Here is a 16,355-nt window from a genome sequence, read left to right as displayed (position 1 = left end):
CGTGACGCAATGTGATATCACCATCGATGATGGTGTTGTCCGTGCATGTCTGAAGTCCTTTGGGAGGGGTAAGTCCGTGATTCCGCTGGCCTTCCCCAATCGCCTGAGTTCCGTTCCGAATCCCAATAAATCAACCGGGTCTGAAATGACGAGAGTCCCATTGTGGCCAAAACAAATCGCTGTCGGGTAACCATGAAACAAACAGACGGCTATTCCTTCCCGTTGCCGCTGCGAGAGCTCTTCGCGGTGATCTTCCTCATGGCCATATCTCCGGTCTTCCTGTTGCAGGCGCAGCCTTCGCGGACGCCGCAATCTGGAGATGGTGGCCAGGAGTTGAGGAACTTTCACCACACGGCATGGTCGTCTGAAAGCGGTTTGGGTGCGGTCTTCGATATTCAGCAAAGCCGTGACGGATATCTGTGGCTGACGACCTCCAGGGGCGTCTTCCGTTTCGACGGAGTTCGTTTTGAGTCGGCGGACGCCATCACTGGCGGCGCCGCACAAAATGCCGAATTGAACTCGGTGTTTGTGGCCGCTTCAGGAGATGTGTGGTTCAGGACCAGGGCGCCTGGACTTCTTCTCTGGAAAGATGGAAAGTTGTCGGCGTTTCCCGGCAATGGCTGCACGCCCGGGCTTCTGACGGGTTCCACGGTTGAGGATCGTGATGGCACATTATGGGTAGCCGGATCGGCCGGTCTGTTTCAGGTCCGTGACAACAGATGTGAGCTGGTCAGCAGCAGGTATGCTCTTCCCGGCGGCTTTCCTTCGGCGATCGCCATCGATCGCGCCGGCGCCATCTGGCTGAAGATGCCGTCCGGGAAGCTCTTTTATCTTCCCCGGGGTGCCGGCAAATTCATCGTCAGTCCACATGGAGAGGGGCCTGTCGGAGACTTTGCATACCTTCATGAAGGACCGAATGGCTCCATGTGGCTCTCGGACGAGCTGGGTTTGCGACGGGTATCAGAGGGAGGCTCTGCTTCGAGCATGCCTTCGCAGAGTCCCTCGCACACACCCAGGCGTCCAAGATTCGGCAATTTCACCTTCGATAGCAACGGCACACTCTGGGCGGCGAGCAGTCATGGGCTCCTGCGCATTCCACAGGCAGAGAAGAGCCCAATGGACGTGGGTGTCGACATTGCCGGCGGCCAGCACTTCACCATGACCCAGGGATTAAGCTCCGACGTTGTATGGAAGCTCCTGTCCGATCGTGAAGGCAGTCTTTGGGTCGCAACCAACTCGGGCTTGGATCAGCTTCGGCGAAACCTGATCTCGCAGGTAGCGACACCCATAATCAGCGAACATCAGTTCGCTATTGCGATCGGCAATAACCAGAACGTATGGATTGGGAGCCGGAGCCTGCCACTCACCGAAGTCTTCTTCGACGGCAGGAACAGGACATTCTCCGAGACGAGTCAAGTCATTGCGATTCGCCGAGACTTCAAGGGCGGCATTTGGTCCTCCGGTCTGGGGAAGCATCTGCTCTGGAGGGCCTATGCCGATCATCTTGAACCCGTCTCTTACCCGAATGATGATCGCGAGGTCGTAGCCTCGATCGCACTGGACAAAAACAATGAGCTCTGGCTTCTGACATTCGGTCAAAATGTCTACCGGCGTATCGGCCAGACATGGGTGAATCAGAACGTTGCTCTTGGCCGTGAACCGGGCATCCTGGGCACGATGGAAAGCGATCCGATGGGTAATATCTGGTTCGCATTTTCCAACCATGTAGTGGAGTGGGACGGCAGCAGCTACAAGAAATACACCTATCTCGGTAAGAACCGGTTTCCGAACGCGCTTACAGTCAAAGGGGAACACGTCTGGCTCGGCTCTGAGACCGGAGTACAACTGCTGCTGCATGGCGAATTCCGCATGATGCGCTGGAAAGATGCAAGCTTGCCAGGACGCGTCTCGGGCATCGTCGAAACCAAAACGGGTGATCTCCAGACCGGTGACCTTTGGATCAGCGGATTCTCCGGCATTGTCCACGTCAAGGCCGACGAGCTAGCAAAGTGGTTCGCGAATCCTGACTACGCTGTGTCCGCAGAGAGTTTCGATACCTTGGATGGCCTGCCTGGCCTCGCCGCTGAAAGATTTCCCGAACCCTCGATGGTGGAAGCCGAGGACGGCCGGTTATGGTTTGCGACCACCAAAGGGATCGCATGGCTCGATCCGGCGTCACTCGAGCGATCCTATAACCTGGTGCCGCCGACCGTTCTGATTAGCTCGCTGGTGGCCGGCGGACAAACCTACTCTCATCTGCAGAATCTCGCGCTTCCTCCGCGGAACGGAAACATCGAGATCGGTTACACCGCGCTCAGCCTCAGGATCCCCGAGCGGGTGCAGTTTCGCTACAGGCTGGAGCCGATCGACACGGAATGGTCCGACGCAGGAACCAGACGTCAGGCTTACTACACCAAGCTTCGTCCCGGGAACTATACCTTCCGGGTCATCGCATGCAACGATCACGGTGTCTGGAACGAGACCGGAGCCTCGTTCTCGTTCAAGATTCTGCCTGCCTGGTACCAGTCAACCTGGTTCGCTGCTCTATGCGGCCTCGCGATCGTACTTATCGTTTGGATGCTCTATCGGCTGCGGGTGCGCCAGGTCGCGGCAGCCTTGAGCGCACGCTTCGACGAGCGCCTGGCTGAACGAACTCGGCTCGCACGAGAGTTGCACGATACCTTCCTGCAAACCGTACAGAGCAGCAAGATGATTGCGGAGGACGCCCTCCGTGAGGATACGGACGAAAAACGCAGGCAGCAGACGCTCGAGAAGCTGTCGATATGGCTGGGCAGGGCAGTCGACGAAGCGCGGGCAGCGGTGCACTCTCTACGGGGCAGCACCACGGAGAAGAATCATCTCTTCGAAGCACTACAACGGGCCGCCGAAGAACATCAGCAGCCCGCTTCGATGGACATTATCTTTTCGGCGGTGGGCGATGCCAGAGACATGCATCCGATCGTGCGAGACGAGATCTACCGTATTGCCGATGAAGCGATTCGGAATGCGGCGGCTCATTCCAAGGCAAGCCGGCTGGAGATTGAGCTTCGGTATGCAAACGATCTCTCCCTGCGCATCAAGGACAATGGGCAGGGGATTGATCCGGCTCTGCTGGCGGAAGGCCGCGAGGGTCATTTCGGATTACAGGGGATGCGCGAGCGGGCATCGCGAATCCGAAGCAAGCTGACTGTAAGTTCCACGGCCGCAGGAACTGAAGTGACGCTCATCGTTCCGGGCGCGGTCGTCTATCGTTACGAGCATCCCACGCTGCTCCATAAGCTGAGAGAAACGGTCCGCCGGCTTCTCCACCCTTCAGCGGGCGACGACATCTGACCTTTTAGGAAACCGGACCCAAGAACCGCACCGTTCCGGACATTGGACGGGTGCGGGGACAATCTGCATCTGGTCAGAGCCTCTTGCGGGCTCTACTCTCATCAATCGCGTCTTACTAGTCGCGCGTTTGGTTCGAAAAGGTTACAGATCCCCGCCGCGCCTTCCAGGGCTGCATTTAACAACTCATAACGTTGTCCATAACGTGTCCGGTTAAAGAGCCGTACGCGATTTTAAGTGCTTGAAATCAAAGAGGAACCGTTTTCCCCTACGTCGGCTGAACTGTTTGGAACGTTGACGATCCCGCAGAGCCATCGGAAGACTCGTCACGCAATAAAGGGGATGTCTTCCCGGCAATCACAAGCGATTTTACAAAGCGCTCTATGGGTTAACCCAGGAGTAAAGGTGTGTTTGTGCGCACACGCAGGACCGTATGGAGGAGTGACAAACGTGAGAATGAGTGGAAAAAGACAACGGTTAGCGATCTGGTTGTGTTTCTTCTTTACCCTTTCGCTGATGCCTGGACTGGCTCAACCTGCCCTGACCTTTCAGCCCGAGATCATCACGACGATCGCCGGTACGGGGGCGGCGGGATATACCGGAGACGGCGGACCCGCGACCAGCGCTCTGATGTCGGGCGGTATTAAGGGCATTGTTGCGGACTCCGCCGGTGACGTCTTCTTCGTCGACGGCACCTACTGCACCGTACGCGTGATCTATGAAGGCGGGGCAACGGCAGCGCAGTTGATTGCGGCTGAGACAGGAGTTACCTCTCCAGTCGTCGGCAATATCTATGTGGTCGCGGGTATAGAAAATCAGTGTGGCACGCCATCGAACGGCACGCTGGCCACCAGCGCGAAGATTACGCCGAATACTGGCGGCCTGGGGATCGACTCTGCCGGTGATATCTATGTCGCTGGTACTTCCTCGACAGTGTGGGTGGTCTATGCCGGAGGAGCGAATACAGTCGGCACGAACTTTATCTCTCTGGAAGCGAGCGTCACCAGCCCAACGCTGGGCGCCATCTATCGCGTAGCGGGCAGCCGCACCAGCGCCAATGGAGGTGACGGAACGCTGGCAACCTCCAGTTCCGTCGGACTCCACGGTGTTGACGACATCAAGTTCGACTCCATTGGCAATATGTACCTGGCGGATCAAGGCAATAACGCCATCCGTGAGGTGAGCGCCTCCACCGGCTTTATCAGCACCATCGCGGGCGGTGGTGGAACAGCCTCAGGCGCATCTGGTAATAGTCCGAATGGGACCGTAGCTTCTTCATCGCTGCTGAACCAGCCCTACGCGGTCGCGGTGGATGCTTCGAATAACGTCTATATCTCCGATAAGAACAACAACCTGATCCGGATGATCTATGTCGGCGGCAGCGCCGCGGCTGCGCTGATTACTCTCGAAAATCCGACGATCACATCTCCCGTCCAGGGAGATCTGTACACCATCGCCGGAGGAGGTGGCGCCCTCTCTCCCTATGGAGTGCGAGCGACCACGGCGAAGTTGAATGGCACCACCGGGTTGGCAACCGATCCAGCCGGCAACATCTATCTCGCGGTCAATGGATATAACGAGATCCTTGAAGTGAATGCGGCGACCGGCATCCTCTCCATCGTTGCGGGTACCGGGACGGCCGGTACCGCGACCGGGACAAACGGTGATGGTGGTGTTGCCACCAGTGCTCTGTTGAGCGGGCCGCGAGGGGTCGCGGCCGATGCAGCCGGCCGCGTCTATATTACGGACTCCGGCGATCTCAAGGTGCGACAGGTCGGTCCGCAGGGTCTGCTGGTCTTTGCCGGACAGGCGCCGAACACAACCAGCGCGGCACAGTCGGTATTGCTCAGCAATGTGGGTAATACCACGTTGAACTTTACCGGCGGCGCACCGGTCTTTAGCGGCACGAACGCAAGTAACTTTGCCATTGCTTCGACTTCTTCCCCGAATGCCTGCAATTTCACCTCACTGGCTCCGAGAGCAAACTGCAGCATCGCCATCACCTATTCGCCGCAGGACAACAACGCAAGCTCTGCCGCTCTCTCATTTATCACCGACGGAATACTCTCGCCGCAGCAGATTCTATTGCAGGCCGCGGCTCTGCCGACGACCACCACTACCCTGCAGACCTCCGCCAGCAGCGTCGCTGCGGGAACCGCCATGACTTTGACGGCAACGGTCACCGGCGGCGCGAGCCCAAGCGGGACTATTTCTTTCTATAACAACGGCAGCTCCCTGCTGGGCACAGCAACGTTGAGCTCGTCTGGCGTCGCGGCATTGACCTACACTCCGTCCGCGACCGGCGCATTGTCGATTACAGCCAGCTACCCAGGAAATACATCGAACGCAGGTTCCACCTCGAATACGGTTTCGGTGAACGTCACCGGCAACGCATCGTCGACGACTTCGGTCACGGCTTCCCCTGCAACCATCAATCAAGGGCAGAACGTGACCTTTACCGCAACTGTATCGGGCAGTGGAACTGTGCCTACGGGAACAGTTGCTTTCTACGATGGCACAACCCTGCTTGGAAGCGCCGCGCTGAACTCTTCCGGAACCGCGACCCTGTCGACAACGGCTGTACCTGTAGGGGCCAACAGCGTTCGGGCAAGTTATGCCGGCGACGCTACCTATGCCGCCTCGTCATCTACTGTCTCCGTTCAGGTATATGGAGTCCCGACCGTTGTGCTTACGCCATCGTCGGCTTCGCTGAATCTTGGTGTGAAAGAAACCCTGACGGCCACGGTATCCGGAGCCGGCGCTACTCCAACCGGTACGGTGACCTTCTATTTCGGAAGCACAGTTCTCGGCACTGGAATATTGACCGGTGGTGTCGCGACGCTTGCTACCTCAGCGCTTCCTGATGGGTCCGATGTCTTGACCGCAACCTATAGCGGAGACAGCAACTACACCAGCGGTACGTCTCCAGCCGTTACCGTAACGGTCTCCGGCCGCGCCTTTGTGCATCCCGGCGGGTTGCACACCCAGGCCGACTTCGATCGCATGAAGGCACAGGTGGCAGCCGGTGCACATCCCTGGATCGACGACTGGAATCTGCTCATCACAGATTCACAGGCGCAGAGCACCTACACAAACCACGCAACCGCAAATATGGGAAGCAGCCGCCAGAACGCGGACCTGGATGCTCATGCCGCGTATCTGAATGCTCTGCGCTGGCGCATCTCGGGCGATACGACCTATGCGGACGAGTCAAAGAAGATTCTGAACGCGTGGGCATCGAAGGTGAACCAGGTGCCGACGGGCACTGATATCCCGGGCCTGATGGGCATCGCGGTTCAGGACTTCGCTCTCGCCGGCGAGACCTTGCGCGGCTACTCCGGATGGTCCGATAGCGACTTCGCAGCCTTCCAGAACATGTTCACGAACTATCTCTATCCAGTGGTCAATGACTTTCTCACCAGACACAATGGTGCGTCAATCGATCATTACTGGGCGAACTGGGATGCATGCAACATCGGTGCACTGATCGCAATGGGCGTGCTCAATGACAACACCGACTGGTTCAATCAGGGCGTTGCCTACTATCAAAACGGAGCAGGCAATGGGGCGATCAACCACGCCGTCTGGATTCTCTACAACGATGGGGCGCTGGGCCAGTGGCAGGAGGCGGGCCGTGACCAGGAGCATGCTCAGCTTGGCGTAGGCCTGCTCGGGTACGCGGCGCAGACAGCCTGGAACCAGGGTGTCGATCTCTTCAGCTACAGCAACAATCGCCTTCTTGCGGGAGCCGAATATGTGTCCCAGTACAACATGAACCAGACGGTTCCCTATACGCTCTACAACAACAGCGACAATGTCCTGCAGTACTATCCGTCCACCAACGGACGTGACCGTCTGGACGATCGTCCGGTGTGGGAACTGCTTTACAACCACTACAACGTTCTCCAGGGATTAAGCACACCCAACACGCAGGCAATGGCTCAGTTGCAGCGGCCGGAGCATGGCAGCACCGACCACTTCGGTTACGGCACGCTGACCTTTACCTTGAATGCCTCGGCGTCAGCATATCCTCCATCGCCTACGCCTGCAGCGCCAACCGGACTGACCGCCACCGCCAGCGTGGGCCAGGTCTTCCTCAACTGGTCGACGACAGTCACTGCGAACGGCTACAACGTACTACGTTCGACGGACGGTGTGTCGTACACCACGATCGCAAGCCTTACACAAACCACAATGCCGCAGTACACGGACTCGAGCGTGACCAATGGCATGGCCTACTTCTATGAGGTGCAGGCGGTGAACCAGTCAGGAACCAGCGCGGCGTCGACCTCTGCCGGCGCCACACCCATGAGTGCAGGAGCGTTGCCGACAGGCTGGCTGGATACGGACATTGGTGTTGTGCAGGCGCCAGGCACTGCGCAGTATGCCACGGCCGCAAACAATACGTTCCTGGTCACCGGTCAGGGAAGTGGAATCGGCGGCGCTGCTGATTCGCTGCACTATGCTTATCAACAGGTCACGGGTGACTTCACGCTGACCGCACGTCTGTTCGGTGAGAGCGGAACATTGAGCAACACCGGCCTGATGATGCGGGAATCACTGGATGCCAATGCGGTTACAACGGCGATGGTTCTGGGATCGACCGGCGGCCGCATTGCCCAGATGGGGGGAAGAGCAACCACAGGCGACAGCATGACCTGGACATCCGGCAACCAATATACCTGGATACCGGTCTGGTTCAGGCTGGAGCGTGCAGGGAATGTCTTCACTGCTTCTCAGTCGTCTGATGGAGTGACCTGGTTTGTCGTGGATACTCGCACCATCAATATGGCAAGCACCTACTATGTCGGTCTTGCGGCATGCTCGGGCGACATCACAACGTACTCCACAGAAACCAGCAAGTTCGACAACGTGAGCTTCATTACCGCGTCGGAGCCGGCCTTGACTGTCACCGCAGCCTCCTCGACCATCACCTACGGCCAGACTGTGCCGGCCTATACCGCCAGCTATAGCGGATTTGTGAACGGAGATACGGCGTCCATCCTGAGTGGTGCGCCGTCGTTGACCACCAATCCGGCCGCTCCAACCGATGCCGGCTCATATACCATCACGGCTGCGGTCGGTACGGTCAGTGTGGCGAACTACAGCCTGCATTTTGTGAACGGAACCCTCACGATCCAGCAGGCAGCATCTACCGTGACGCTTGCCGCAAGCTCCAATCCTGCAGCACAAGGCAAGACCGAGACGCTGACGGCGACGGTCAACGGGGCAGGTCAACCCGGCGGCTCTGTTATCTTCAGCGCGGGCTCAACAGTGTTGTGTACCGCAGTGGTCAGTGCCTCTGGTGTCGCAACCTGCTCCTTTGTGCCGACAAGTTCCGGCACCGAGGTGATTACCGCTCAATATGGTGGAGACACCAATCACCTTACCGGTTCGGCCAGTCTGACACTGAGTGTCTATGATGCATCCGTAACGCTTCAGTTCGCCGGCACGCAACTCGTCTATCCCGGCGCTACCAATGTCACCGCTTGTGTGACTGGAGCTACGGCGGCAACGCCTATTGGAACCGTTCAGATCGTGGATGGAGTCTCTTCGCTTACCACGCTGTCCTTGCAAGGGAATGGATGCGCCTACTGGTACATCTCGCCCGGACTGGCTGCCGGTACGCATACCTTCACCGCAGTCTATTCCGGGGACGGAAACAATCCCGCCGGCACTTCGGCGCAGACTGCGGTGAATGTCACTCCAGTCCCGGTCACGATGGGCGCTTCGTGCTGGAATGCGTCGTCGCCGTACGGTTCGAACTATCAATGCACAGTGAACATGAGCTCGAACGCGGGCTCTCCACAAGGGGTAATCAACTATAGCTACGATGGAGGTTCGGCGGTATCTGTTCCGCTGAGCAACGGAAGTGCGGGCTTCACGTTGACAAAGCCAGTGGTGGGCAACCACACGCTCGTCATCACCTATCCACAGCAAACCAACTATGGCGCGGCGACTCAGGCGCAGAGTTTCACCGTGACAGCAGCGCCAGTCAATGTATCGCTCACACCATCGAGCTGGTACGCAAGCACGGGAACAAGCCTGACGTTTTCAACGGCAGTAACCTCCTGGAGCGCAGGGCCACCGGCCGGAGTTGGATCGGTCTCCTTCTATGACGGCAGTACACTACTGGCGACAGTCGCAGTCGACAGCAACGGACAAGCCGCCTACACAACCTCGAATCTAACGTCCGGTGGCCACACCATCACGGCCACCTATACCGGAGCCAACTACGCCTCAGGCTCCGGAAGCGCAACCATCACCGTCGCACAGTAGCATCGCGAGCAGGCAATACACTCGTTGCCCCACCCTTTGCGGTTTCACCCGCGAAGGTGGGGCTCCCGACGAACTTGTTCGTTGGGGTAACAACGGTGGGGTATCGCGCTTTGCGCGACCGCCTTTCATCTCTTTCGGAGCGCCACCGTAGTACAGGCAAATGCCATCCTGCTGCGATAATTAAAGGTGAACGGAGGTAAGTCCTTTTGCCCGAACTCCCACAGGTACCCTTGACGCTTGAAGGTTCCAACGTCCTTCATCAGATCTTCCGCTTTGACTGGACTGCTTGGAAAAAGCTCCCCCTTGACGAGCGCACGGCCATCTCAGAAGAGTTCAGCGGGCTCCTCGCTCGTTGGGAGGCCGGCAACACGGAGCCCAATGGGCACCCGAATCAATCCGCACTGTTCTCGCAGATCGGCCACAAGGGCGACCTTACTCTGATCCACTTCCGCGATTCGCTGGAAGACCTGAACCGCGTTGAGCTTGAGCTGGCTCAGACCCGTCTCTATCCCTTTCTCCAGCAGACATCTTCGTACCTTTCCATCGTCGAGCTCGGCCTCTACGAGTCTTCGGAGAAGATCTACACGCAACTCGCCGAAAAGGGGCTTGAGCCTGGGACGCCCGAGTGGAACGCCGGAGCCAGTGAGGCCACTGCACGCACCTTCGCTTCACTCAGCTCGCGCCTCTTCCCGGCGATCCCGCCGGCGAAGTATCTCTGCTTCTATCCCATGGACCGTAAGCGCGGCGAACAGGTCAACTGGTACACCGAGCCCATGGCTGACCGCCGCGCCATGATGCACGAGCACGGCATGATCGGTCGTCGCTACGCCGATCACGTCCGCCAGATCATCACCGGCTCCATCGGTCTTGACGATTGGGAGTGGGGTGTCGACCTTTTCGCTGACGATCCCATCGTCTTCAAAAAGCTGATCTACGAGATGCGCTTCGACAAGGTGAGCGCCGTCTACGCTTCCTTCGGTCAGTTCTTCCTCTCGGTTCGCGTCCAGGCCGCCAATGTCAATCAGTGGTTTGACGGCACACTCGCCTGATCGACTGCTAATGTGGTGAAGTTCTTAGGGCGTATCGACAAATTCGGTTGATCTAACACAGGATGACTGAAACTGGTGGGAGCAGCGGGCTTCAGCCCGCTGATAAAGGCGTAAAAGTAGACGGGCTTTAGCCCTGGGCCTCCTTTGTACGCGAGGAAAACGCCCAGGGCTAAAGCCCATTCCATATTGAGTCCATACACCGTGGGCTGAAAGCCCACGGCTCCCACCGATTCGAGCTTGCTCGAACATCCCACCCATCGCGCTGCGATGGATGGGGCACCCAGAGTGTGGGCTATCTGGAATTTGTCGATACACCCTAGCAAAAAATCTTGTCGTCCTGAACGAAACGGCTCCCCGGCCAGCTCTGCTGGCTGGGTTATGAAGTGAAGGATCTGCTTCATGATTTATGTTGCGAACTTCAGTCACAGGACATTAGCACCCGCGCTATTACACCTCCAGTGCGACCACCTCGTAAAGCTCCACCCGAGGAACGGTTAGAGAAACACGGTTCCCACTCTGTTGGAACACAACCGGCATCCCTGCGTGTAGCAGGGATGCCTTTTTGATCTTCTTGGCATCCGGCAGCCGAATCTCCAGCTTTTGATCCGTGAGTGTTGCTGGTTTGCGCATGTGTCCGCGAAACGCATTCGCTCCCGTGTAATTCAGAAGGTGGAAGGCATAGCCCGGCTGCGTCTCCCAAGCGGTGACTTCAATGAGTCCATCGCCATGCACGTCGACGACATTGGTGTCCTTCAGCAGCCAGCGCACGGCGTTTGTAATCTGCCGGCCGAGATCAGGATGATCGAGCCGCCAGAAGGAACTATCCATATCCCCGGCCAGATACACCAGGCGCGATGGCCCTAGCTCCCGAGTCACCATCGATGGAAGATCGCTCGGCTCCTCCCGTTGATAGACAGCCTCCGGTGGATAGACAGGATAGGGTTTGATGAACGTCATGGTGCTGCTTTGGATGGGCTCGACCGGCTGCCGCCATACCGGCCCGGCGATCCATCGTGTCTCTTCAAAACCTTCCGTGAGAGGCCCACGGTTACGGATGGATTGCAAGTGGATACCACCGATAGGATCCGTTGCCTGCGCCGTAGTGCGTACAGCTTCGCCTGCCTTTTTGATTCCGAATAGCTCGCCCAGCGCGAAATCGTTGCGAGGCTCCCCGCTCTCGTCGAACAGACCCGTCTGAAAGGTAGCCAGCAGGGAACCGCCAGCCAACGCAAACTGCCTGATCGCGCTGGCCTGTGTATCAGAGAGTAGAGCAACGTTCGGCAGGATAAGAACGGAGTATGTCCGCAAACGCTCCAGACTCAGATCTTCTTCATGGACAAAGTCGAACGGAATCCGGGCTTCTACCAGTGCCGCATACATTCCTTCGATATGGTCGGTACGATCTTCCGTGTACGGTGCCTGGTAGAGTGTCACCGACCGCGGTGAGGTAAGAATGGCAACCTTTGCGAGAGAGCGCTTGTTATGAAAGTGCGCATCATTCTTCGCATGCCATGAAAGAAACTCCCGGCCGGGAGCCTGCCAGCGGCGATCGTCATGGAACCCTTGTTCCAGTCCCAGCCAGTGATACCAGATGATTCCACCAGCCGCCGCTGTTTGCGCCATACGGCACACTGGCTCCATGGAGCTATCAGCCACCTGGCGCCACATAATGCTGCCCGCACGTCCGTAGCTCGCGCTCACTGCTGCAACAGAACGATCGCCCATCAGGGCGCGTGCGAACTTCACCTGCTGGGCGTCCTGCCAGACGGGAGCAACGACACCGGACCTCGATTGATTGTCAGCCGTGTACCAGGTTGCCTCACGCGTAAGACGCCACTGATCCAGTCCTGATTCCTTCAATCCGCCTCCCAGGTTGCAGGAGTAGAAGTTATTTGGGCTCTTCTCCATCACCGTCGCTTTGTAAAGCTGAATCAGTTCGAAGGCCTTATCCATCAATGCCGAACGATATTCCTTCGAATGAGGATCTCCGATCTTGCGGCAGTTCTCGCAGTAGCAGACCTGCATCGTCGGCCAGCCGTTCATATAGACGCCGTCGATATCGTAGTTCGCATTCAGCTCGCGAATGATGGCGGGCTGCTGTTTCGAGTAGTGCTCGCTGAAGATGCAGGTGAAGGCAATGTCCGGTGCGGACTGCTGCAAGCCGCCGTTCTGATTCCTGCGAAACCAGAGCGGATGTGTTTGCAGCAGTGCTGGATCGGTCCATTGGATATCCGGACTCATACGGCCATACACGCGCATGCCGCGTTTCTTGGCCGCGCGGAGACACTCTCCAAAGAGATCGCGGCCCTTCAGGTAGATGCTGTGATGAAAGAAGGGAACCTTCGATGGGTAGAAGGCCACCGGACCCGAGACCGAAAGGGCAACAGCCTGCACCTTTGCCGATGCCCAGTAATCAGCCCATTGCTCAACATTCTGCGACTCCCCATCGCGTTCGTTGAAGTTCGTCTGGCCGATCCGCTTGATCGTGCGATACCAGGGAAGAGCATCGGCCTGTTGTTCCGGAGCCGCGAGGATGGCCGCCAGATCGCTGCCCGTTGCGTTCTTCGCCGCCACCGATAGGAGTGTTCCTGCACTCAGGGCATTGAATTCCCGCCGGTTCATACTCATTGAAGTCAGCTCCTGTTTCGCTGGTGTTTACGCCTTTTTCATGATGGCGGCGTTGCGCGACCGCAGAGTAACAGATAGCGGGCACCGGCGTCGTTTGCCGTGCCTGGCCGCGAGCCTGTATAAGTCCGACGACGTTCAAGATCAGGTTTTTACCGCGATGAGGAGTCACACGATGGGTCTCAACACCACACGGCGACGGTTTGTGCAACTGGCGGCGCTTTCGGCTACCACGACTCTTGGGCGCACGGCGACAGCGGCTCCTTCACAAGGAACAGTGCAGATTAAGACCGATCCGGTCGAAAAGCTGGCACAACAGCCAGGCGTTGCATGGGCGTTGCAGCAGTTGCAGTCTTCGTTGGAAGCCAAAGGGGTATCCGTCAAAAGCGGTGGAAAACCGTTAGCAACCATTGTGGTCGCTTCCGTGGTCAGTGAGCTCGCCAAAGGTTTTGAGGTTCCCGGCGATCACACTCCTGAGATGACCGTGATTGTTCCTGCAAAAGCCGAGCGCAATGTCATTCTTGTAAGCGGTATCGACGGGCGGGGGATTACCTATGGTCTGTTGGAATTAGCCGATCGCATTCGCGAGAGTGACCGGCTGGACACCGCTTTCCAGCTGAATGCGTCCATCATCGAGCGGACTCCGAATCGTGTACGCAGTGTTGCCCGTGCATTCTGTTCCGAGATTGAAGACAAGTCCTGGTTTTATGACCGTGCATTCTGGACACATTATCTCGATAACATCGCATCCGCGCGCTTCAACCGGTTCAACTTCGCACTGGGCTTCGGCTATGACTTCCCCACCGGAGTGACCGGAGATTACCTGCATTTCCCCTATCCCTACCTGGTCGAACTGTCCGCCTACCCAGGCGTGCGCGTCGATCCGCCGCTGGCCGCTGGAGAGCGGGAGAAGAATCTGGAGACGCTGCAGTTCATCGCCAAGGAGACCAGGCGTCGCGGGCTCGATTTCCAGCTGGGCCTCTGGACGCATGCCTATCAGTGGACAGCAAGCCCTCATGCGGACCACCAGATCCTTGGCCTCACGCCGCAGACGCATGCCGCGTACTGCCGCGCCGCCCTGGCTGAGATCCTGAAGGTGTGCCCTGAGATCACCGGGTTGACGCTGCGCATTCACGGCGAAAGCGGTATCCCCGAGGGGAGTTATCCCTTCTGGGAGACGCTCTTCGAAGCGATACGAGACGCAGGCCGCCCCATTGAGGTCGACATGCATGCCAAGGGCCTCAATCAGACGATGATCGACATTGGCCACAAGACCGGAATGCGCCTGACGGCAGGCGCGAAGTTCTGGGCCGAACATCTGGGGCTCGGCTATCACCAGGCCGACATCCGCGCGACCGAATATCCGCGCGAGAATGTGACCGGTACCTTCGCCGTCTCCAACGGCGCAAGAAACTTCACTCGCTATGGGTATGGAGACTTCTATCAGCAGGGATCCGAGATCGAGGTCCTTTATCGTGCGTGGCCGGGGACCCAGCGCCACCTGCTGTGGGCTGATCCTGCACTTGCCTCAGGCTATGGCAATGCCGCCCATTTCTGTGGCGCCGCGGGCATGGAGCTTTGTGAGCCGCTCACCTTCAAAGGAAGGGAAGGCTCGGGACACCGCGATGGTCGCAACGCCTATGTCAACCGGCAACTGGCGTCCCCCACACTCGATACAGAAAAGTTCGAGCTTACCTATCTGATCTGGGGCCGCTGCCTGTACAACCCGGATGCCGCACCGGAAGCGTACAAGCGTGCTCTCCGTCGAACCTACGGCAGTGCGGCGGAACACATCGAGATAGCGCTGGCTAACTCCAGCCGCATCCTTCCGCTCGTCACGACGGCATGGCTGCCTTCCGCTTCCAACCACTCGTTATGGGTGGAGCTCTATACCCCCATCTCGATCCTGCCGACAAAAGAGAAGCCTCTCTACAGTGACTCGCCTGCTCCGCACAATATCACCGCCATCAGCCCGCTCGACCCTCAGATTTTCCTGTCGATCGATGACTATGCGCGTGCCCTGCTGAGCCATTCCGTCGTTGCTCACTATCACCCGCTCGAGGTGGCGCAATGGATCGACGAGCTGGTCTCGCAATCGTCGAGTGCGCTTGCCGCGGCGCAGAAGTCGATCGCCGGTCGCACGGCATCCCCGGCATTCCGCCGCGCGGAAGAAGACATCCTCATCCTGAACGGCCTCGGCGGTTACTACGCCGGACTCTTCCGTGCCGCTGTTTGTTATGCGCTCTTCCAGGGGACCGGCAACAAGAAGATAGCCGCCGAAGGTATTAAGCAATATCGCAAGGCGCTGGAGTCATGGAAGACGATGGCAACGCGCGCCAGCTCGATCTATACCGCCGACATTAGTTATGGCTCCATACCGGTGCGCCATGGCCATTGGGCCGACCGCATTCCGGCGATCGAGAAGGATGTCCTCGCGCTCGAACAATATTTCGCTACCGCAGAGGTCCATGAAACCAGAGCCGACGCCGAATCGCTGCTTACACCGCGCCCGCGGCCGGAGTTCAGCGCAACTCATTCGCCTGCAACTTTCTTCCATCCCGGGGCGTCTCTGGAATTGGATCTCAAAGTAGCCTCTCCGGTCGACGAAGTGCGTCTCTGGTATCGCCATGTCACCCACGGTGAACGCTGGTCGTCTATACCTATGCAGCGCAAAGACAGCCTGTTTCAGGCTGCGATTCCAGGCGCCTATACGCAATCTCCGTTTCCTTTGCAGTACTACTTTGAAATACGCAGTTCACAGGGCGCGGCGTTTTATCCACCCTTGAATCGAACGTTGTCGAACCAGCCGTACTTTGCCATTCACCGCCGCGAATCGCAATGAGTGTCGTTTAGCCGACAGAGTAAAGGCCGGGGACGGAATTTGGAAAACAACAGGCCACAATACGGGTACGCTAGATTTTCAGGTACCTCAATCAGCGCGCTTAATGGAATGAGCCGCTACATGGAATAGAACCGGGACAACTTTAAATCTGTGATTCACCGCTCAAAGGTCGTGTTTTATATCTTCACAATGTGCGCGTCGCTCGTGTATGCGCAATCTGCAACTCGAAC

The 16,355-nt window shown here is 57.9% G+C and carries 5 protein-coding genes; 4 read left to right on the top strand and 1 reads right to left on the bottom strand.

All coding sequences use genetic code 11. The features are described from left to right. Nucleotides 1-192 precede the first annotated feature (192 nt). The 3 genes from OHL21_RS06335 to hemQ all read left to right on the top strand — a co-directional run bounded on the left by OHL21_RS06335 (nt 193) and on the right by hemQ (nt 10,658). Entirely contained in the window at nt 193-3,333 is a 3,141-nt protein-coding gene (locus OHL21_RS06335; RefSeq protein ID WP_263416407.1) for a sensor histidine kinase, read from the top strand. Nucleotides 3,334-3,786: 453 nt separating this feature from the next. After that, the gene (locus tag OHL21_RS06330; RefSeq protein WP_263416406.1) at nt 3,787-9,609 is read left to right on the top strand and encodes an Ig-like domain repeat protein; all 5,823 of its coding nucleotides are present in this window, start codon (nt 3,787-3,789) and stop codon (nt 9,607-9,609) included. Between the two features lie 206 nt (nt 9,610-9,815). Continuing rightward, nucleotides 9,816-10,658, top strand: a complete 843-nt coding sequence (hemQ, locus tag OHL21_RS06325; RefSeq protein ID WP_263416405.1) for a hydrogen peroxide-dependent heme synthase — start codon at nt 9,816-9,818, stop codon at nt 10,656-10,658. A 447-nt stretch (nt 10,659-11,105) separates the two neighbouring features. On the opposite strand, the gene OHL21_RS06320 is transcribed toward hemQ, so the two are convergent. After that, entirely contained in the window at nt 11,106-13,286 is a 2,181-nt protein-coding gene (locus OHL21_RS06320) for an alpha-amylase family protein (protein ID WP_263416404.1), read from the bottom strand. Between the two features lie 172 nt (nt 13,287-13,458). Here OHL21_RS06320 and OHL21_RS06315 point away from each other — a divergent pair, with 172 nt between their 5' ends. Then, nucleotides 13,459-16,125: a hypothetical protein gene (locus OHL21_RS06315; RefSeq protein WP_263416403.1), complete on the top strand. Its 2,667-nt coding sequence runs from the start codon at nt 13,459-13,461 to the stop codon at nt 16,123-16,125. Nucleotides 16,126-16,355: the final 230 nt, after the last annotated feature.

Origin of the sequence: Terriglobus albidus (genome assembly GCF_025685425.1) — a bacterium.
GTDB lineage: Bacteria > Acidobacteriota > Terriglobia > Terriglobales > Acidobacteriaceae > Terriglobus > Terriglobus albidus.
This window is presented reverse-complemented; position numbering and strand designations above follow the sequence as displayed.